The organism is Actinoallomurus sp. NPDC052308 (assembly GCF_040679195.1).
Lineage (GTDB): Bacteria > Actinomycetota > Actinomycetes > Streptosporangiales > Streptosporangiaceae > Actinoallomurus > Actinoallomurus liliacearum.
The window spans coordinates 359,239-377,053 of sequence record NZ_JBFAUM010000004.1; the positions used below are offsets into that span (position 1 = coordinate 359,239).

The 17,815-nt window shown below is 72.9% G+C and carries 15 protein-coding genes and 1 tRNA gene; 8 read left to right on the forward strand and 8 right to left on the reverse strand.

The genetic code is table 11. The annotated features are described in order from the left end of the window. The first annotated feature begins 46 nt into the window (after nt 1-46). Nucleotides 47-874, forward strand: coding sequence for a helix-turn-helix transcriptional regulator (locus AB0L00_RS16285; protein WP_364434102.1), 828 nt, complete (start codon nt 47-49; stop codon nt 872-874). A 6-nt stretch (nt 875-880) separates the two neighbouring features. Here the strand turns inward: AB0L00_RS16285 and AB0L00_RS16290 are convergent. The 3 genes from AB0L00_RS16290 to AB0L00_RS16300 form a co-directional block, all read right to left on the reverse strand. Further along, nucleotides 881-976: transfer RNA gene (locus AB0L00_RS16290), tRNA-Sec, on the reverse strand. A 14-nt stretch (nt 977-990) separates the two neighbouring features. Further along, nucleotides 991-1,695 (reverse strand): membrane protein insertase YidC, encoded by a 705-nt coding sequence (gene yidC / locus AB0L00_RS16295; RefSeq protein ID WP_364434105.1) that lies wholly within the window; start codon nt 1,693-1,695, stop codon nt 991-993. 126 nt (nt 1,696-1,821) lie between these two features. Then, the gene (locus AB0L00_RS16300) at nt 1,822-2,088 is read right to left on the reverse strand and encodes a DUF6412 domain-containing protein (protein WP_345347030.1); all 267 of its coding nucleotides are present in this window, start codon (nt 2,086-2,088) and stop codon (nt 1,822-1,824) included. 155 nt (nt 2,089-2,243) lie between these two features. Here AB0L00_RS16300 and selD point away from each other — a divergent pair, with 155 nt between their 5' ends. The 3 genes from selD (at nt 2,244) to AB0L00_RS16315 (ending at nt 4,880) form a co-directional block, all read left to right on the forward strand. Continuing rightward, nucleotides 2,244-3,251 carry a selenide, water dikinase SelD gene (selD, locus tag AB0L00_RS16305; RefSeq protein WP_364434109.1) on the forward strand — a complete coding sequence of 336 codons (1,008 nt, stop codon included), beginning with the start codon at nt 2,244-2,246 and terminating at the stop codon, nt 3,249-3,251. Nucleotides 3,252-3,320: 69 nt separating this feature from the next. Beyond that, nucleotides 3,321-3,962: a trimeric intracellular cation channel family protein gene (locus AB0L00_RS16310; RefSeq protein ID WP_364434112.1), complete on the forward strand. Its 642-nt coding sequence runs from the start codon at nt 3,321-3,323 to the stop codon at nt 3,960-3,962. A gap of 150 nt (nt 3,963-4,112) precedes the next feature. After that, nucleotides 4,113-4,880: a hypothetical protein gene (locus tag AB0L00_RS16315; protein WP_364434115.1), complete on the forward strand. Its 768-nt coding sequence runs from the start codon at nt 4,113-4,115 to the stop codon at nt 4,878-4,880. Nucleotides 4,881-4,911: 31 nt separating this feature from the next. On the opposite strand, the gene nrfD is transcribed toward AB0L00_RS16315, so the two are convergent. From nrfD to fdh, 3 genes are all read right to left on the reverse strand, one after another. Continuing rightward, nucleotides 4,912-5,820: an NrfD/PsrC family molybdoenzyme membrane anchor subunit gene (nrfD, locus tag AB0L00_RS16320; protein ID WP_364434117.1), complete on the reverse strand. Its 909-nt coding sequence runs from the start codon at nt 5,818-5,820 to the stop codon at nt 4,912-4,914. A gap of 158 nt (nt 5,821-5,978) precedes the next feature. Continuing rightward, the gene (locus AB0L00_RS16325) at nt 5,979-6,815 is read right to left on the reverse strand and encodes a 4Fe-4S dicluster domain-containing protein (protein WP_364434120.1); all 837 of its coding nucleotides are present in this window, start codon (nt 6,813-6,815) and stop codon (nt 5,979-5,981) included. Nucleotides 6,816-6,819: 4 nt separating this feature from the next. Next, nucleotides 6,820-10,038 carry a formate dehydrogenase gene (fdh, locus tag AB0L00_RS16330; protein WP_364434123.1) on the reverse strand — a complete coding sequence of 1,073 codons (3,219 nt, stop codon included), beginning with the start codon at nt 10,036-10,038 and terminating at the stop codon, nt 6,820-6,822. 144 nt (nt 10,039-10,182) lie between these two features. Between fdh and fdhD the strand changes: the two genes are divergently transcribed. Both fdhD and AB0L00_RS16340 read left to right on the forward strand, forming a co-directional pair. Next, complete coding sequence (gene fdhD, locus AB0L00_RS16335) at nt 10,183-10,992, forward strand: formate dehydrogenase accessory sulfurtransferase FdhD (protein ID WP_364434125.1); 810 nt, start codon at nt 10,183-10,185, stop codon at nt 10,990-10,992. Nucleotides 10,993-11,014: 22 nt separating this feature from the next. Continuing rightward, nucleotides 11,015-11,908, forward strand: coding sequence for an alpha/beta fold hydrolase (locus AB0L00_RS16340; protein ID WP_364434128.1), 894 nt, complete (start codon nt 11,015-11,017; stop codon nt 11,906-11,908). A gap of 114 nt (nt 11,909-12,022) precedes the next feature. Here AB0L00_RS16340 and AB0L00_RS16345 read toward each other — a convergent pair whose 3' ends face one another. Continuing rightward, the gene (locus tag AB0L00_RS16345; RefSeq protein WP_364434131.1) at nt 12,023-13,429 is read right to left on the reverse strand and encodes a PLP-dependent aminotransferase family protein; all 1,407 of its coding nucleotides are present in this window, start codon (nt 13,427-13,429) and stop codon (nt 12,023-12,025) included. Between the two features lie 145 nt (nt 13,430-13,574). On the opposite strand from AB0L00_RS16345, the gene AB0L00_RS16350 reads away from it, so the two are divergent. Then, on the forward strand, nt 13,575-14,255 hold the full coding sequence (locus AB0L00_RS16350; RefSeq protein ID WP_364434457.1) for a hypothetical protein: 681 nt from the start codon (nt 13,575-13,577) through the stop codon (nt 14,253-14,255). Between the two features lie 47 nt (nt 14,256-14,302). Here the strand turns inward: AB0L00_RS16350 and AB0L00_RS16355 are convergent, their stop codons facing one another. Beyond that, nucleotides 14,303-15,853 carry an MFS transporter gene (locus AB0L00_RS16355; protein WP_364434134.1) on the reverse strand — a complete coding sequence of 517 codons (1,551 nt, stop codon included), beginning with the start codon at nt 15,851-15,853 and terminating at the stop codon, nt 14,303-14,305. Nucleotides 15,854-16,005: 152 nt separating this feature from the next. Between AB0L00_RS16355 and AB0L00_RS16360 the strand changes: the two genes are divergently transcribed. After that, nucleotides 16,006-17,805 (forward strand): glycoside hydrolase family 15 protein, encoded by a 1,800-nt coding sequence (locus AB0L00_RS16360; protein WP_364434137.1) that lies wholly within the window; start codon nt 16,006-16,008, stop codon nt 17,803-17,805. Nucleotides 17,806-17,815 lie beyond the last annotated feature (10 nt).

Sequence of the window (17,815 nt, forward strand, 5' to 3'; positions counted from 1 at the left end):
GGGCTACCCTGACCGGCGACGCCGGAGAGGACGAGGAGCGGTGGGGTTGGTCAGTCGACTCAGAGCACGCGAGCTCGGCGCGTTCCTGCGGGCGCGGCGGACACTGCTGACGCCGGACGAGGTCGGGCTGCCGGTCACGGGTGCTCGGCGTACGCCCGGACTGCGCCGGGAGGAGATCGCCCGGCTGGCCGGTGTCAGTGACGGCTACTACGTCCGGTTGGAGCAGGGCCGCGCGCTGCATCCGTCGGCGAGTGTGCTGGGCGCGCTGGCCGGGGCGTTGCGGCTGTCCCAGCCGGAGCGCGAGCACCTGTTCGCGCTGGCCGGTGAGAGCTGCCCGGCGCCGGAGCCGGAGGAGCTCACGGAAGGAAGCCGCCGGATGCTCGACCTGCTCCGTCCGCCCACCGCCGCCTATGTGATCAACAGGAACAGTGACGTGCTGGCATGGAACGACACCGCGGGCGCGCTGTTCGGGCACCTGGTCGACGGTCCGCGTCGTCCCAACAACGTCCGGTACGTGTTCACCGATCCGGAGGCCAAGAGGCTGTTCGTCGACTGGCCGCACATCGCCGCGGACTCGGTGGCCCACCTGCGCGCGTCGAGCGGGCATCGCCCCGACGACGCCGAACTCACCGAGCTCGTCACCGAACTTCACGAGGTCAGCCCCGATTTCCGCCGGCTGTGGACGGCGCGGGAACTGCGCCAGAAGGACGACGGACGTAAGGAACTACGCCACCCACGAGTCGGCCGCCTGACGCTGGATTACGCGGTGCTGGCCGCCCCAGGGGCCGCAGGGCAGCGGCTGGTCGCCTACAGCGCCGACCCGGGCTCCGACTCGCACGCCGCGCTGGTCCGGCTTTGGTCAAAGGGACATTAGGACTGGTGGCGGAGGCGCACGGGAATCGAACCCGCCGACGACGCCGAGCGCCGTCCAATGGTTTTGAAGACCACGAGGGCCACCAGGCACCCTCCCGCCTCCGCCGCAGAGCCTACTCACCCCACGGTGACGCCGCGCCACAGGATGGCGCGTTCGGCGGTGCTCCACGCGGTCGACGTCAGCAGGTACAGACCGGCCGCCAGCGGGACGTACGCGGCGACCGCGACGGTGCCGAACGGCAGCAGCCGCATCGCCCTGCCGAGCGGTCCGGCCGGGACCGGCTGACCGGCGTACATCCGGCGTGACGTCCACCAGGCCACCACGGCCAGCAGGAGGAACAGGGCGAGGAAGACCAGGCCGTGCGGGCCGAAGGCACCGGGCGACAGCAGCCACCGGCTCCCCAGCGGCACCCCGAAGAGGGTGTTCGCCAGCAGCAGGTTCGCGTGACCGCCGACGGCCGGGGACAGGAACAGCCGGTAGACGACGGTGAAGACGGGCATCTGCAGCAGCGCCGGGCCGATGCCGGCGAACATCGAGGTGCCCTCGGCCCGGTACAGCGCGGTCACCTCCTGGTGGGCGCGGACGGGGTCGTCGCGGTGCCGCCGGCGCAGCGCCTCGACCTGCGGGGCCAGCCGTAGGCGGGCCCGCCCCGCGGCCGCCTGGCGGCGGCTGAGCGGAAGGAGGGCGAGGCGGATTCCGGCGGTGAAGACGACGATCGCGAGGGCCGCGCTGGGGCCGCCGACGAGCGGGTGGAGGGCGGACGTGAGCCCGGTGACGAGGTCGTACGCCACGCGGACGGGACCGTCGAGAACGGCGAGCATGGGAGAAGGACCCTTCGGCAGGTGATCGAGTGGGAACGGCGAACGGCCGTACGCCGCCCGTCCCCGGCAGGCGCGCGGTCAGGAGGACCGCGGACGCGGGGAGGGACGGTACGGCGAACTCCCGCCCTAGGGGGCGCGCACTCGAGGACGGCCGGGGGCGTCGGGGTCGCGGAGGCGTACGAGGGCGGACCGGCCCGCGCGGTCGCGAAGGGCGGCCGCGCGGACCCGCGGGCCCGCGGCGACGGCCACCGGGGCTCGGCCGGCGACCAGGACGATGAGTCCGGCGACCGCGAGGGCCGCCGCCGCCGCGAAGACGACGGACGGGGTGAGCGCGTCGGTGAGATCCCACCACGCGATCATCGCCGCGACGGCGGCGGCGAGTACCCGGACCATGCCCTACAGACGCGCCGGCCGCGCGCCGGGTTCCCGCCGGCGGACATCGCCGGTCCGCCGCCCGGGGACCCGGCCGTAAGTGACCCCCGCCCGGCTGCACTCGCCGCGCCCGGCCGAACCGGGGGCCGGGCCGGCGTCCGCGATAGGTTCACGTCATGGGCAGTGGTGACGCACTCGGGACGACCTATCGCCTGACGCAGTTCGCGCACGGCGGCGGATGCGCCTGCAAGATCCCGCCCGGGGAGCTGGAGGAGGTCGTCGCCGGGCTGATCGACGCCGACCGCCCGGACGACCTGCTGATCGGGCTGGACGACGGAGACGACGCCGCGGTGGTGCGGATCGAGGGTGACCGGGCGGTGGTGGCCACCGCCGACTTCTTCACCCCCGTCGTCGACGACCCGTACGACTGGGGACGGATCGCCGCGACGAACGCGTTGTCGGACGTCTACGCCGTCGGCGGCGTCCCGGTCGTCGCGGTGAACCTCCTGGGCTGGCCCCGGGACACGTTGCCGATGGAGCTGGCGCGCGAGGTGCTGCGCGGCGGTCTCGACGTCGCGCGCGCGGCCGGTTGCCATGTCGCGGGCGGGCACAGCGTGGACGATCCAGAGCCGAAGTACGGCATGGCGGTCACCGGCCTGGCGGATCCGGCGCGGCTGCTGCGGCTGGACGCCGGGCGGCCCGGGGTGCCGCTCTCCCTGACCAAACCGCTCGGCGTCGGGGTGCTGAACACGCGGCACAAGGCGACGGGTGAGGTGTTCCCGCACGCCGTCGCGGCGATGACGACGCTGAACGCCGAGGCGTCCCGGGCCGCGCTGGAGCGCGGTCACCGCTGCGCGACCGACGTCACCGGGTTCGGGCTGCTCGGTCACCTGTACAAGATGGCGCGGGCGAGCGGCGTCACCGCGGTGGTGGACGCCGCGGCCGTCCCCTATCTCGAGGGCGCCCGCGACGCCGTGCGCGAGGGGTACGTCTCGGGAGGCACCCGCCGCAACCTGGCCTGGGTGACGCCGCACGCGGATCTCGGCCGCGTGCCGGAGGAGGACCACCTGCTCCTGGCGGACGCCCAGACGTCCGGGGGCCTGCTCGTCGCCGGTGAGCTGCCCGGCGCGCCGGTGGTGGGGGAACTCATCCTCCGTGAGGCCGCCGCCCTGATCGTCCGGTGACACGCCCGTACGCCACGGTTCCACCACCCCTCACGCCCGGCGCGACGGCGGACACGGCATGATCCAGCTGTGAGCTCCGTCCACGGCACCGAGGTCGAGTACGTCGTCGACCTCGCCGGGATCTTCGTCTTCGCGGTCACCGGCGCGCTCGTCGCCGTTCGGAAGCGCTTCGACGTCGTCGGGATGGCGGTGCTCGCGGAGATCACCGCCCTGGGGGGCGGCGTGCTGCGCGACCTCGTCATCGGAGCCGTGCCGCCGGCGGCGTTCCGGGACGTCGGCTACACGATGGTGCCCCTCGTGGCGACGGCGCTGACCGCGACCTGGCATCCGCACCTGGAGCGCATCCGCCGTACGGTGCTGGTGCTCGACGCCGCCGGGCTGGGACTGTTCAGCGTGGCCGGCGCGATGAAGGCGCTGACGTACGGGCTGGGGGCGCCCGCCGCGGCGGCGCTGGGCGTGATGACGGCGATCGGCGGCGGCATCCTGCGCGACGTGCTGGCCCGGGAGGTGCCGAACGTCCTCCACGACCGGCAGCTGTACATCGTCCCCGCCCTCATCGGCGCGGGGACCGCCACGGGCGCGTACCTGCTCGGAGTGCGCGGATATCTTGTGACCCTCGTCACAGCCGCTCTGGCGTTCGGCGTCCGCCTGGTGGCGCTCCGGCTGCGCTGGCGGATGCCGCGCGCCCGGGGGCTCGAGGATCGCACATGATCCGGTACTGTCCGGCTTCGGTCAGGCACGGATCGGCGGGATCCGGGACCCGAAACCTAACGTCTTAGGTTAAGGCCGGTTTGCACACCGGCCCGCAGACTAGTTGGCTAGTACAGCTTTGTGGGGTAATGCAACGAGGGGCGGTCGTCCGTGCACGAATCACCTGAGGGCTACGGCCAGGGGCCGTACTCGAACCAACCGCAGGGTCAGGGCGGCTACCCTCCCCAGCAGCCGTATCCGGGGCAGGGGGGCTACCCGGGGCAGCAGCAGCCCTATCCCGGCCAGGGTGGCGGGGGCCAGCAGTCCTACCCGGGCCAGGGTGGGCAGCAGCCCTACTACCCGAGTGACCCGTACGGCGGCGGCCAGCAGCCACCGCCCAACACGCCGTGGGGCGGAGGCGGCGGGGGCTTCGGCCCGTCGGAGCCGTCGGGTCCGGGCGGATGGGGCCCACCGCCGGGGCCGCCGCGCAAGAACAACGGTCCGCTCATCGTGGTGGCGATCGTGGCGGCGCTGGTCGTGCTCGGCGGCGGCGGTGCGATCGCGTGGGCGCTGAGCAGCGGCGACGACCACAAGAAGCCGATCTCGCTGCCCACCCCGTCGTACAGCCTGCCGACCGGCGTGCCCACGGGGGGTTATCCGACGGTCGAGCCGAGCTTGAGCGACAGCCCCTCGTCCTCCCCGACCCTGGACGCGGCGTCGACGGTGCAGCCGGGCGACTGCGTGCGCAACGCCGGCACTCAGTCGCACCCGGACCTGGAGGAGACGACGTGCCACTCCGGGACCTACAAGGTGCTCAAGCGGATCACCGGCACGTCCGACTGGGACAAGTGCAAGGGCGTGCCCGGCTACACGGCGGCGTTCCGCCGGAAGAACACCATCACCATCCTGAGCTTCGTGCTCTGCATGAAGAAGCTCTGAGCGAGGGGCTGCGCGCCGGGCCGGTGGCCGCTCAGGCCACGGTTCGGCGTTCGCGCTGCGGCACGACCGTGTACTTCGGGTCCTCCGCCGAGGCGTGCCCGGCGTACAGGACCGCGAAGCGGGTGCACAGCGCGCCACCGGTGAGCGCCAGGCCGGCGATGACGCCGGCCGCCCGGCTCCGGCCCGCCGCGACGGTTCCGACCGCCCCGGCGACGGTCAGCGCCCGCCCGGCGCGCAGGAGCGCGCCCGGCCGTCCGGTCCGGTAGGGCTCGGAGACGAGTTCCGGGCTCTCGCGCAGGCCGACGCCGCGCTCGAGGGCGCCGGCCGCGGCCAGCTCGAGACCGGCGCCGAGCAACGCCATCCGGCGGGCGGGGCCGGCCTCGGCGCGGGGCGTGGCGATCATGCCGACCGCTCCGCCGCTCGCCAGTGAGCTGCCCGCGAACAGCAGCGGCAGGTGCCGGTAGGCCTCATGCCAGGCGGGCACGGCCGTGTCGGCCAGCAGGACGCCTGTGTAGGTCGCGACGAGGGGACCGGTGACCGCGGCCGCCGCGCCGGCCACCCGGCCCGGCCCCGGGGCGATCCCGGTGACGGCGGAGGCGGCGGCCACCGCCGTGAAGCCGCCCTGCCCGGCGAGGATCCACGAGCCGACGCTCATCGGCGAGGTCGGCTTGAACACGCGGAGCATGTTGAGGAACCGCTCCGGGCGGCCGAGTTCGGCGACGAGCAGTCCGGCGCCCGCCGTGGCCGCGGCCGCCGCCGTGATCTTGCCGGTCAGCGCCAGCCGGTGCCGTCCGGTGGCGTCGGCCAGCGCCGCCATCGTCGAGGAGGCGCCCGAGAGCCCGCCCAGGTAAAGGTAGCCGGGCATGTGCGGGGCCTTCCACCGCGGCTTCTTCAGGATCGGGCGGCCGTAGTAGGAGCGGAAGTCCGCGCGCGGGACCATCCGCTCCTCGCGTCCCCCGGAGCCCCCTCCGCCGCGCCGCTCCCGACGCCCGCCGCGCCGCTCACGCGTTTCGCCGCGCCCCTGACGATCTTCGCCGCGTCGCTCACGCGCCTCGCCGCGATCCCCGGCGTGCCCTTCTTCGTGCCGGTCCGGCCGCATCAGCGCCTCCCGAGGAAGGACAGGGCCACTCCCCCGGCCAGGGCCAGGGCGGCGCCGCCGGCCCACCTCCACATGGCCGGCAGGTCGCGGGTGGTGACGACCGGGTCCGGTGGCAGGCCGTACACCTCCGGCTCGTCGAGCAGCAGGAAGAACGCGCCGGCCCCGCCGACACCGTCGCCGTCGTCCTCGCCGTACAGGCGCGCCTCCGTCACGCCCTCCTCATGGAGCGTGTCCAGCCGGGCCTTGGCGCGTTCGCGCAGCTCGTCGAGCGGGCCGTACTGGATGGAGTCGGTCGGGCAGGCCTTGGCGCAGGCGGGTTCGAGGCCGTCGCCGATCCGGTCGTAGCACAGCGTGCACTTCCACGCGCGCCCGTCGTCCTCGCGGCGGTCGATGACGCCGTAGGGGCAGGCGGACACGCAGTACGCGCAGCCGTTGCAGACGTCCGACTGCACGATGACGGTGGCGAACTCGGTGCGGATGAGCGCACCGGTGGGGCAGACGTCGAGGCAGGCGGCGTGCGTGCAGTGCTTGCACACGTCGGAGGCCATCAGCCAGCGGGTGTCGGCCCCCTCGCCGACCTCATGCGGCCGGGTCTGCTCGACGAACGCGACGTGCCGCCAGGTGCTGGCGCCCAGCGCGCCGGTGTTGTCGTACGACATGCCGGTCAGCGCGAACCCGTCGTCGGGGACGGCGTTCCACTCCTTGCAGGCGACCTCGCACGCCTTGCAGCCGATGCACACCGAGGTGTCGGTGAAGAACCCCCGGCGTTCGGGCGCGTCGGTGTAGCCGGCGTCCTCCGCGACGTCCGGAAGGGGGCCGTACAGGCTGTTGCTCATTCCGTCAGTCCTCCGGGATCCCGGCCATTCGGCGGTAGCGCCGCACGAGGGCGCGCAGGGCCGGCCCCTGCGGGCGGCGTCCGGGTCGGATGTCGCAGGTCGCCGCCTTGCTCTCCTGGATGTGGGTGTTCGCGTCCAGCACGATCGGCAGCAGGTCGTTGGCGGAGTCGCCGCGGACGGCGCCAGCCGACCCCCAGTGGTACGGCAGCCCGATCTGGTGGATGACCCGGCCCTGGATCCGCAGCGGCCGGACGCGGTCGGTGACGAGGACGCGCGCCTCGATGGCCGTGCGCGCCGAGATGACGGTCGCCCAGTCGCCGTGGACCAGGCCCCGCTCGGCGGCCAGCTCCGGCGACACCTCGCAGAACATCTCCGGCTGCAGTTCGGACAGGTAGGGCAGGAACCGGCTCATGCCGCCCGCCGTGTGGTGCTCGGTGAGCCGGTAGGTCGTGCAGACGTACGGGTAGACGTCGCTGCCGACGGGGTCGTAGCGGTTCCCGGGGCGCTGGTACGTCTGCCGTGTCGGGTTGCCCTGCTGCTTGTACAGCAGGTTCTCCACCGGTGACTCGTGCGGCTCATAGTGGGCGGGCAGCGGCCCGTCGACCAGCCCGCGCGGCACGAAGAGCCAGGCCTTGCCGTCGGTCTGCATGATGAACGGGTCGGTCCCGCCGATGGCCGCCTCGGCCTTGGCGTCCGGCGGCGGTTCGTACGAGGGCGGCTTGGTCTTCTCGAAGTCGGGGACGTCATGGCCGGTCCACTGCTCGCCGTCCCACCAGACGTACGCCTTGCGCTCGCTCCACGGACGGCCCTGCGGGTCGGCGGAGGCGCGGTTGTAGAGGATGCGGCGGTTCGACGGCCAGGCCCAGCCCCACTCGGGCGCCACCCAGGACTGCTCCGAACCCGGCTTGCGGCGGGCGGTCTGGTTGACGCCGTCGGTGTAGCAGCCGGAGTAGATCCAGCAGCCGCAGGACGTCGAACCGTCGTCCTTGAGCGCCGTGAACCCGGACAGGATGTTCCCGTCGGCGTCGTGGCCGTTGATCTCGCGCAGCACCGCCTCCGCGGACGGGTCGCGGTGCTCCCCCTCCTCGGGGTAGCCCCACGTCAGGTCCAGGATCGGCCGGTCGACCGGATCGGTGGAGCCGGCCAGCCGCTCGCGGATCCGCAGGCCGAGGTGGTAGATGAACCACAGGTCGCTACGGGCGTCGGCCGGCGGTTCGATCGCCTTGTGGTGCCACTGCAGCAGCCGCTGGGTGTTCGTGAACGTCCCGTCCTTCTCCACGTGGGAGGCTGCGGGCAGGAAGAACACCTCCGTGCCGATCCCCTCGGAGGTCAGCTCACCGGTCTCGATCTCCGGGGAGTCCTTCCAGAACGTCGCGCTCTCGATGAGCTGCAGGTCCCGTACGACGAGCCAGTCCAGCGCGGCCAGCCCCAGGCGCTGCAGCCGGCCGCCCGCCGAGCCGACCGCGGGGTTCTCGCCGAGCAGGAAGTAGCCCTTGACCTTGCCCTCGATCTGGTCCATGACGGTGTGGTACGTGCCGTGGTCCCCGGTGAGACGCGGCAGGTAGTCGAAGCAGAAGTCGTTGTCCGCGGTCGCCGCGTCACCCCACCACGCCTTGAGGAGGCTGACCATGTAGGACCGCTTGCGCCCCCAGAAGCCGGTGTCGCCGGCGGCGCGTTCGAGGTACGTGTCGAGGTCCTCGTGGTGGTGGGCGTACGGCATCGGCAGATAGCCGGGCAGCAGGTTGAACAGCGTCGGGATGTCCGTGGAGCCCTGGATGCTCGCGTGCCCGCGCAGCGCGAGGATGCCGCCGCCGGGCCGCCCGATGTTGCCGAGCAGGAGCTGCAGGATCGAGGCGGTGCGGATGTACTGCGCGCCGACGGTGTGCTGCGTCCAGCCCACGCTGTAGACCCAGGCGGTGGTCCGGTCGGGCCCGGAGTTCGCCACGATCGCCTCGGCGAGCTCGGCGAAGACGTCCGGCGCGATGCCGCAGACCTGCTCGACCATCTCCGGGGTGTAGCGCGCGAAGTGCCGTTTCAGCACCTGGTAGACGCAGCGCGGGTGCCGCAGCGTCTCGTCGCGCCGCTCCGCGTGGCCGGTCTGGGACGGCGTGGCCTCGTACGTGGCGCCGGGGCCGTGCTCCTGGGTGATGCGGCCCGGCGGTCCGTCCTCGTCGCCCTTCTCCTGCTCGTCGCGCGCGCCGGCGGCCGGCGCCTCCTGCTCGCCCCCGGCGTACGCCCAGGTCTCCGGGTCGTACGACGAGGACTCGGCGTCGTAGCCGGAGAACAGCCCGTCGAGCTCCTCGGTGTCCTGGAAGTCGTCGCTCAGGATGACCGAGGCGTTGGTGTAGCGCAGGACGTACTCACGGAAGTCGTGCCCGCCGCTCAGCACATGGTTGATCAGCGCGCCGAGCAGGACGATGTCGCTGCCCGCGCGGATCGGCGTGTGCCGGTGCGCCATCGCGCTCGTGCGGGTGAACCGCGGGTCGATGTGGAAGATCCGCGCCCCGCGGGCCTTCGCCTCCATCACCCACTGGAACCCGACCGGGTGGCACTCGGCCATGTTCGAGCCCTGGATGACGATGCAGTCGGAGTTCGCGAGGTCCTGCTGGAACGTCGTCGCGCCGCCGCGTCCGAAACTGGTCCCCAGACCGGGGACGGTGGCGGAGTGTCAAATACGGGCCTGGTTCTCGATCTGGATCGCGCCGAGCGCGGTCCAGAGCTTCTTGATGAGGTAGTTCTCCTCGTTGTCGAGGGTGGCGCCGCCGAGGCTCGCGAAGCCCATCGTGCGGCGCACCGGCTTGTCCTCGAAGGTGTCCTGCCAGCCCTCACGGCGGGCCGCGATGACCCGGTCGGCGATCATGTCCATCGCCTCGTCGAGGTCGAGCGACTCCCACTCGGTGGCGTACGGCCGGCGGTACAGGACCTTGGTCTGCCGGCTCAGCGAGGTGACGAGCTGTTTGCTGGCCGAGCCCTTGGGGCAGAGCCTGCCGCGGGAGATCGGGGAGTTCGGGTCGCCCTCGATCTGGACGACCTTCTCGTCCTTCACGTAGACCTTCTGCCCGCAGCCGACCGCGCAGTAGGGGCAGATGGAGTCGACGACCCGGTCGGCCTGCTCGGTCCGGGCCCGCAGGCCGTCCGTCCGCGGGGAGCGCGCGGACCGGCCGCGCCCCAGCGGGTCGGTGCCCGTGAGCTGCCGGATCACCGGCCAGGACTCGATGCCCACGCCCGTGCTTTCCCCCTCCCGTGTCGATCTCGTCGTCCACGTGCCCTTTCCGGGCTCTTTATAACACCGTGGGCCGCGGTTTTCTCAACCGACGCGGCGGACCGCGCCCGCTTCGACGAGTATCACAGGCGGTACGGTCGGATCATGGGCCGAGTGACCGTGCGGCGGCGGATCGCGCACATCGACGAACGCGGACGCCGGACGAGACCGGACACCCTCGTCGTCGAGGAACCCCTCGAGATCCGCCTGGGCGGACGCCCGCTGTCGGTCACCATGCGGACGCCGGGGAACGACTTCGACCTGGTGACCGGCTTCCTGTACGCCGAAGGCGTCATCCGGGCGCCGGAGGACGTCGCCGCGATGCGCTACTGCGCCGACACCGACACGTTCAACGTCGTCGACGTCGCGCTCGCCGCGGAGGTCGGCCCGCCGGAGGTCTCGGTGGAGCGCTCCTTCTACACGACGAGCGCGTGCGGGGTCTGCGGGAAGACGAGCATCGACGCCCTCCGGCAGCGGGCGCGCTACGACCTCCGGTCCGACACGACCGTCCTCGCCCCGGAGGTCCTGGCCGCCCTGCCGGACACGCTCCGCGAGGCGCAGCGGGTCTTCGAGCGGACCGGCGGGCTGCACGCCGCCGGGCTGTTCGACGCGAACGGCACGCTCGTCGCGCTCCGCGAGGACGTCGGACGGCACAACGCGGTCGACAAGGTGATCGGCCGAGCGCTGAAGGACGGGCGGCTCCCGCTCACCGGTCACGTGCTCCTGGTCAGCGGCCGCGCGTCGTTCGAGCTCACCCAGAAGGCCATGCTGGCGGGCATCCCGACGCTCGCGGCCGTGTCCGCGCCGTCCTCGCTCGCGGCCGAACTCGCCGAGGAGGCCGGCATGACGCTCATCGGCTTCCTCCGCGGGTCCTCGATGAACGTCTACACGGGGGCCGAGCGGATCAAGGACTGACCGCGGCCCTACGGTAGGCGTCATGTCGGACGACACGCGCACCCGCCGGGTCCACGGCGACGGCGTCGAACTGGCGGTGTACGAGCGCGGCTCCGGGCCGACGGTGCTGCTCGTGCACGGCTACCCGGACACCCACGCGGTATGGGACGCGGTCGCCGCCCGGCTGGCGGACCGCTTCCACGTCGTGGCGTACGACGTGCGGGGCGCGGGCGCGTCCTCGCGTCCGTCGCGGCGGGAGGCGTACGGGTTCCAGCACCTGGTGGCCGACATGCGCGCCGTGCTCGACGCCGTCTCCCCCGACGCGCCGGTGCACCTGGTGGGCCACGACTGGGGCTCCATCCAGTCATGGGAGGCGGTCCGGGAGATGCCCGACCGGTTCGCCTCGTTCACCTCCATCTCCGGGCCCTGCCTGGCGCACGCCTCGCACTGGTTCCGGACGCGCCCGCGGCGGCCGTCCGGCGTGCCGGCCGTCGCGCGGCAGTTGGCGCGGTCCTGGTACCTCGCCGCCTTCCAGGTGCCGGTCGTTCCGGAACTCGTCTGGAGGCGCGGGCTGGCCGGCCGGTGGGGCCGGCGCCTGGAGCGGCTCGAAGGCGTGCCGGCCGGCGACGGGCACCCCGCGCCGACGCTCCTCCAGGACGCCGTGGCCGGGCTGAACCTCTACCGGGCGAACATGCTCGGCGGGACCCGCAGCGCGCGCCGGACCGGCGTCTCCCCGAAGGTGACCGTGCCGACGCAGGTCATCGTGCCGACGAAGGACACGTACGCCACCCCGGCGCTGACGGCCGAGGCGCCGCGCCCGTTCACCGGGCACCTGCGCGTACGGCCCGTCGCCACGTCGCACTGGGGGCTCCTCACCCGGCCGGAGGAGTTCGCGCGGCTCATCGCCGAGCACGCCGAGCAGGCCTCCGCCTCCTGACCCCGCGCACGTGAGCTCGGGCGCCGCCCCTCGGCGGGCGCCGGCGCGGTGTGCTCCGTGAACCGGTGGTACCCGAGCCGAGCGCTCCGGGCATCCGGCACGGTCCAGGGGGTGTTAGACGAACGCGGGAGGAGGCGGCTGGGCGCCGACGGCCTCCCGGGCGGCCGCGGCGAGCCGGGAGACGGCGTCGCGCAGCACCTCCGGCGGGAGCACGTAGGGCACGCGGAGGTGGTCGTCCAGGACGCCGTCCACGCCGAAGGCCGTCCCCGGCACGGCGTGCAGGCCGTAGCGGGCCGCCGCCGTCGCGAGCGCGGTGCTCGACGTCCCCGGCAGCCGGGCCCACAGTGACAGGCCGCCAGGCGGGACGGTGAACGTCCAGTCGGGGCACTCGCGGCGCAGGGCCTCGACGAGGACCGCGCGGCGCTCCCGCAGCATCGCGCGCCGCTCGTCGGCCACCGCGTCGATGCGGCCGAGCAACCGGGCCACGATGAGCTGCTCGAGCACCGGGCTGGCCAGGTCGACGGTGTCGCGGGCCTCGGCCAGCCTGCGGACGAGCGCCTGCGTCGCCCGGATCCAGCCGATGCGCAGGCCGCCCCACAGGACCTTGGACGCCGACCCGATGCTGATCACACGTCCGTCGGTGTCGTGGGCGGCCAGCGGACGCGGCCGCGCGATGTCGTCCACGGCGAGCTCGGCGAAGGTCTCGTCGCCGACGACGTACGCCCCGGTGGCCCGTGCGGCCGAGACGAGCGCGGCGCGGACCTGATCGTCCATCAGCAGGCCGGTGGGGTTCTGGAAGTCCGGGATGAGGTACGCCAGCCGGGCGGCGGACTGCCGCAGGCCGCTCCTGATGAGCTCGGGGTCCCAGCCGGCGTTGACGCCCGCGGGCACCAGGCGCGCTCCCGCGCGGCGCAACGCGTCGAGGGCGTGCGGGTAGGTCGGCGACTCGACGAGCACGGAGTCCCCGGGACGGACGAGCGCCTGGAGGACGAGGCACAGCCCGTGCTGGGCCCCGGTCGTGACCAGGATCTGCTCCGGCAGCGTCGGCACGCCGCGCGCGGTGTAGCGGGCGGCGACGGCCTCACGCAGCGGCGCCAGCCCGAGCGGCTCGTAGCCGGGGCCGCAGGCGTAGGGCGGGAGCTCGGCCACGGCGGCGGCGACGTCGTCCTCGAAACCACGGGGAGCGGACGGCGTGACGCAGGCCAGGTCGATGAGCGAGCGGTCCTCGGCGAGCCGTTGCCGGGCCGCCCTCGGGCTGCCGGCGGGCAGTGCGGTCCAGCTGCCCGCCCCCTGACGGCTCTGGACGTACCCCTCGGCGCGCAGGGCGTCGTAGGCGGAGGTCACCGTGGTCCGGCTCACTCCCAGCGCGGCCGCGAGATCGCGCTCGGCGGGCAGCCGCGTGCGCAGCGGGAGCCGGCCGTCGAGGACGAGGGCCCGCATGCTCCGGGCCACCACCGCGTACCGGGGCCGGCCCTCCGGCGCGCCGCCGAGCAGCCGGGCGAGGCTCGTGGCATTGATCACCCGCGACGTCATATGGCCACTTTTCCTGATTGGCCATTAATCTTCAAGCCACTTCCGTGGGTGAATGAGCCACGTCCGAGAGCCGGGCACCGACCCATCGGTGTTCCTGCTGGAAGAAGTCGCACGTGAGCGGAGAAGACCGGTGATGGTCCGCCGATTGGCCCAGTTGTACATTGGATTGGCCCTCTACGGGCTGGGGATCGCCCTGCAGGTGGCCTCCGGGCTCGGCAACGACCCGTGGGACACCCTCCACCAGGGGCTCGCCCGCCAGACCGGCCTGTCGATCGGCACCTGGATCATCATCGCCGCCGTGGCCGTGATGGCCCTGTGGATCCCGCTCCGTCAGCGGCCCGGCATCGGGACGATCAGCAACGCCGTCCTCGTCGGCGCGTTCGCCGACCTCTTCCTCTGGGCGCTCCCCCACCCCGGGACGGTCATCGCGCAGTGGGGTTACCTCGTCGCGGCGATCCTCATCGGCGGGTTCGCCACCGGGTGCTACATCGGGGCCGGGCTGGGACCGGGACCGCGAGACGGCCTGACCACCGGCCTGGCGGCCCGCGGCCACTCCATCCGCGTCGTCCGGACCGGCATCGAGCTGACGGTGCTCGCCGTCGGCTGGCTGCTGGGCGGCACCGTGGGCATCGGCACGCTGCTCTACGCGGTCGCGATCGGCCCGCTCACGCACGTCTTCATCCCGAGGCTGGAGATCAAGAAGGCGCCGCGTGAAGAGAAGCCCCGCGAGGCGGCGCGGCAGCGGCCGGAGGACGAGGGCAGAGCCCCCGTCCCGGCCGCCGCGGTGCCCGCCGAGTGCGGCGACGCCCGCTAGGCGTGTCCTGGGCGCCCGCCGAGTTCGGCGACGCCCCTATGTGCCTTCTAGGCGCCCGCCGTGCCGGTCGGCCCGGTGCCGGCCGGGCCGGTCCCGGGGCCCGGGTCGAGCCGTCGTCCGACCTGTTCGGCCGCCCGGCGCGCCGCCGACAGCGGCGTCGCGACGTCCTCCAGCGAGGCGCGCTCCGCCCGGACGCCGAAGATCGCCTCGACCACTCCGGCGATGAGCATGATCCCCGCCGCGATCAGGTAGGCGACGAACAGCCGTCCGGGATCCGGGTGGTCCTTGTCGCCGATCAGCGCCCCGAAGATCGTCGGGCCGAGGGCGCCGAAGACCTGCGCGATCGCGAAGAACAGCGCGATCGCCTGGGCGCGAAGCTCCAGCGGGAAGATCTCGCTGACGGTCAGGTAGCCGGAGCTGGCCGCCGCCGAGGCGATGAAGAAGATCACCGACCAGAGGATCGTCTGGGTCAGGGCGGACAGCTCGCCGAGCTTGAACAGGTAGCCGCTGACCGCGAGCAGCGTGCCGGACAGCAGGTAGGTCCCGGCGATCATCCGCTTGCGGCCGATGGTGTCGAACAGCGGTCCCAGGAGCAGCGGACCGAGCAGGTTCCCGGCCGCGAAGGCGAAGAAGTACTTCGGCACGTCGTGGTCGGCCACCCCGTAGAAGTGGCTCAGCACCAGGCCGTACGTGAAGAAGATCGCGTTGTAGAGGAACGACTGACTGATCATCAGCGTGGCGCCGAGCAGCGACCGCGACGGGTACTCCCGGAAGAGCGTGCGCCCGACGGTCAGGAACGACACGGACTCGTGCGGGTGGACGTCGAGGTACCGGCTCTCGTCGACGGGCGGCAGCCGGTGACCGGACGCCTCCACCTCGCGCTCGATGTGGGCGACCGTCTCCTCCGCCTCCTCGGCGCGCCCGTGCATGAGCTGCCAGCGGGGGCTCTCCGGCAGCGTTCTGCGCAGCGTCCAGATCGCCACGCCGATCAGCGGGCCGATGAAGAAGGCGATCCGCCAGCCGAGATTCTCGGGCAGCAGATCCGGGCTGAGCAGGACATACGTACTCAGCGAGGCGAGGATCGCGCCGAACCAGTAGGTGCCGCTGACGGCCAGGTCGACCCGCCCCCGGTACCGCGCGGGGATCAGCTCGTCGATCGCCGAGTGGATCGCGGCGTACTCCCCGCCGATGCCCATCCCGGCGATGAACCGGAACAGCAGGAAGATCCCGTAGTTGAACGACAGGGCGGTCAGGGCATTGGCCGCCAGGTACAGCCCGAGCGTGGCGATGAACAGCTTGCGGCGGCCGAGCCGGTCGGACAGCCGGCCGAAGATCAGCGCGCCCGCGACCTCGCCGAGCAGGTAGACCGTCGCGGCGAAGCCGACGGCCCGGGAGCTCAGCCCGAGCGTGCCGTGATGCTGCAGGACCGGCCCCACGATGCTCGCGATCTGGATCTCCAGCCCGTCCAGCACCCAGGCGACACCGAGCGCGACGATCATCCGGGTGTGGAACCGCGACCAGGGAAGCCGGTCGATCCGGGCGGGTACCAGGCTGCGAACGACGTCCGGCGGAGACGCCGGGTCACCGGTCTCGTGCATGTCATCTCCTTGGTCCACGCGCCCTCGCGAGGGACAGGGGAGACGTAACCGAGTGACCGGGCGGTAAACAACGATGTCATGCGTCCTGCGGTCACACCGGACGCGTGCCGCGCTACGGTACGACGGAAAATCCGAGATGGGAGGGGGCGGCGTTGCCCGCGCGAATCGAGGACTACGCACTCATCGGCGACCTGTTCAGTTGCGCGCTCGTGGGGTTGGACGGCTCCATCGACTGGCTGTGCCTGCCCCGGTTCGACTCCCCCGCCTGCTTCGCCGGGCTGCTCGGCACGCCCGACAACGGCCGCTGGCAGATCGCCCCGGTCTCCGGCGGCCGGGCGACCCGGCGCCGCTACCGCGGCGACACGATGATCCTGGAGACCGAGTGGGACACCCCGGAGGGCACCGTCCGGGTCATCGACTTCATGCCGGAGCGCGGCGAGGCGGCCGACGTCGTCCGCATCATCGAGGGCGTGTCCGGCCGGGTTCCCATGCGCCTCGACCTGCGGCTCCGCTTCGACTACGGCCGGGTCGTCCCGTGGATGCGCCGCGTCGGCGACCACCTCACCGCCACCGCCGGGCCCGACTCGGTCTGGCTGCGCAGCCCGATCGAACTGGAGGGCCGCGACTTCGCCCACCGCGCGACCTTCGTGGTGTGCGAGGGCGACTCGCTGCCGTTCGTCTGCACCTGGCACCCCTCGCACCTGCCCGCCCCGCGTGACGTCGACCCGTACGAGGCCCTCGACGGCACCGAGCGGTTCTGGACCGGGTGGGCGCGGCAGTGCACCTACGACGGCCGGTACCGCGACGCGGTCGTCCGCTCGCTGGCCACGCTGAAGGCCCTGACCTACGAGCCGACCGGCGGCATCGTCGCCGCCGCGACCACCTCACTGCCCGAGGACGTCGGCGGCGTGCGCAACTGGGACTACCGCTTCTGCTGGCTGCGCGACGCGACGATGACGCTGGAGGCCCTGCTGCGCAGCGGCTACCGCGACGAGGCCAAGGCCTGGCGGTCCTGGCTGATGCGCGCCGTGGCCGGCACCCCCGAGGATCTGCAGATCATGTACGGCGTCGCGGGCGAGCGCCGGCTGGAGGAGTACGAGCTGCCGTGGCTGCCGGGGTATGAGGACTCCCGTCCGGTCCGCGTCGGCAACTCCGCGTCCAAGCAGTTGCAGCTCGACGTCTTCGGCGAGGTCGCCGACTCGCTGTTCCTCGCGCTGAACACCGGCATCCAGCCCGAGCGGCACGCCTGGTCGCTGCAGCGCGCGCTGACGGGCTTCCTCGAGGAGCACTGGGGCGACCCGGACGAGGGACTGTGGGAGATCCGCGGTCCCCGCCGGCACTTCGTCCACTCGAAGGTCATGACGTGGGTGGCGGTCGACCGCGCCGTACGCATGATCGAGACGTTCGACCGGCAGGGCCCGCTCGACCAGTGGCGGGCGCTGCGCGACGAGATCCACCGTGAGGTGTGCGCCAAGGGGTTCGACTCGGACCGGGGGACGTTCACCCAGTCGTACGGCTCCAAGGAGCTCGACGCCGCGCTGCTGCTCATCCCCCGCGTCGGCTTCCTGCCCCCCGACGACCCGCGCGTCGTCGGCACGGTCGAGGCGATCCAGCGGGAGCTCACCGTGGACGGCTTCGTCCAGCGGTACGAGACCGGCGACCAGGAGGAGGGGGTCGACGGCCTGCCGGGCCGCGAGGGCGCGTTCCTCGCCTGCAGCTTCTGGCTGGCCGGCGCGCTCCAGCAGATCGGCCGGGTCGACGAGGCCCGCGAGCTGTTCGAGCGGCTGCTGGACCTGCGCAACGACGTCGGCCTGCTGGCCGAGGAGTACGACCCGCGGCTGCGCCGCCAGGTCGGCAACTTCCCGCAGGCGTTCAGCCACGTGCCCCTCGTCCTCACCGCCTACGACTTGGAGGGCCACGACGGCGTCCGCCGCGCCCGCGCGGCCTCCTGACCCGCTCCCG

Coding starts and splice junctions, on each gene's coding strand:
- yidC (WP_364434105.1), bottom strand. CDS start 1,695: ATGCTCGCCGTTCTCGACGGTCCCGTCCGCGTGGCGTACGACCTCGTC.
- AB0L00_RS16300 (WP_345347030.1), bottom strand. CDS start 2,088: ATGGTCCGGGTACTCGCCGCCGCCGTCGCGGCGATGATCGCGTGGTGG.
- selD (WP_364434109.1), top strand. CDS start 2,244: ATGGGCAGTGGTGACGCACTCGGGACGACCTATCGCCTGACGCAGTTC.
- nrfD (WP_364434117.1), bottom strand. CDS start 5,820: ATGGTCCCGCGCGCGGACTTCCGCTCCTACTACGGCCGCCCGATCCTG.
- AB0L00_RS16325 (WP_364434120.1), bottom strand. CDS start 6,815: ATGAGCAACAGCCTGTACGGCCCCCTTCCGGACGTCGCGGAGGACGCC.
- fdhD (WP_364434125.1), top strand. CDS start 10,183: ATGGGCCGAGTGACCGTGCGGCGGCGGATCGCGCACATCGACGAACGC.
- AB0L00_RS16340 (WP_364434128.1), top strand. CDS start 11,015: ATGTCGGACGACACGCGCACCCGCCGGGTCCACGGCGACGGCGTCGAA.
- AB0L00_RS16350 (WP_364434457.1), top strand. CDS start 13,575: ATGGTCCGCCGATTGGCCCAGTTGTACATTGGATTGGCCCTCTACGGG.
- AB0L00_RS16355 (WP_364434134.1), bottom strand. CDS start 15,853: ATGCACGAGACCGGTGACCCGGCGTCTCCGCCGGACGTCGTTCGCAGC.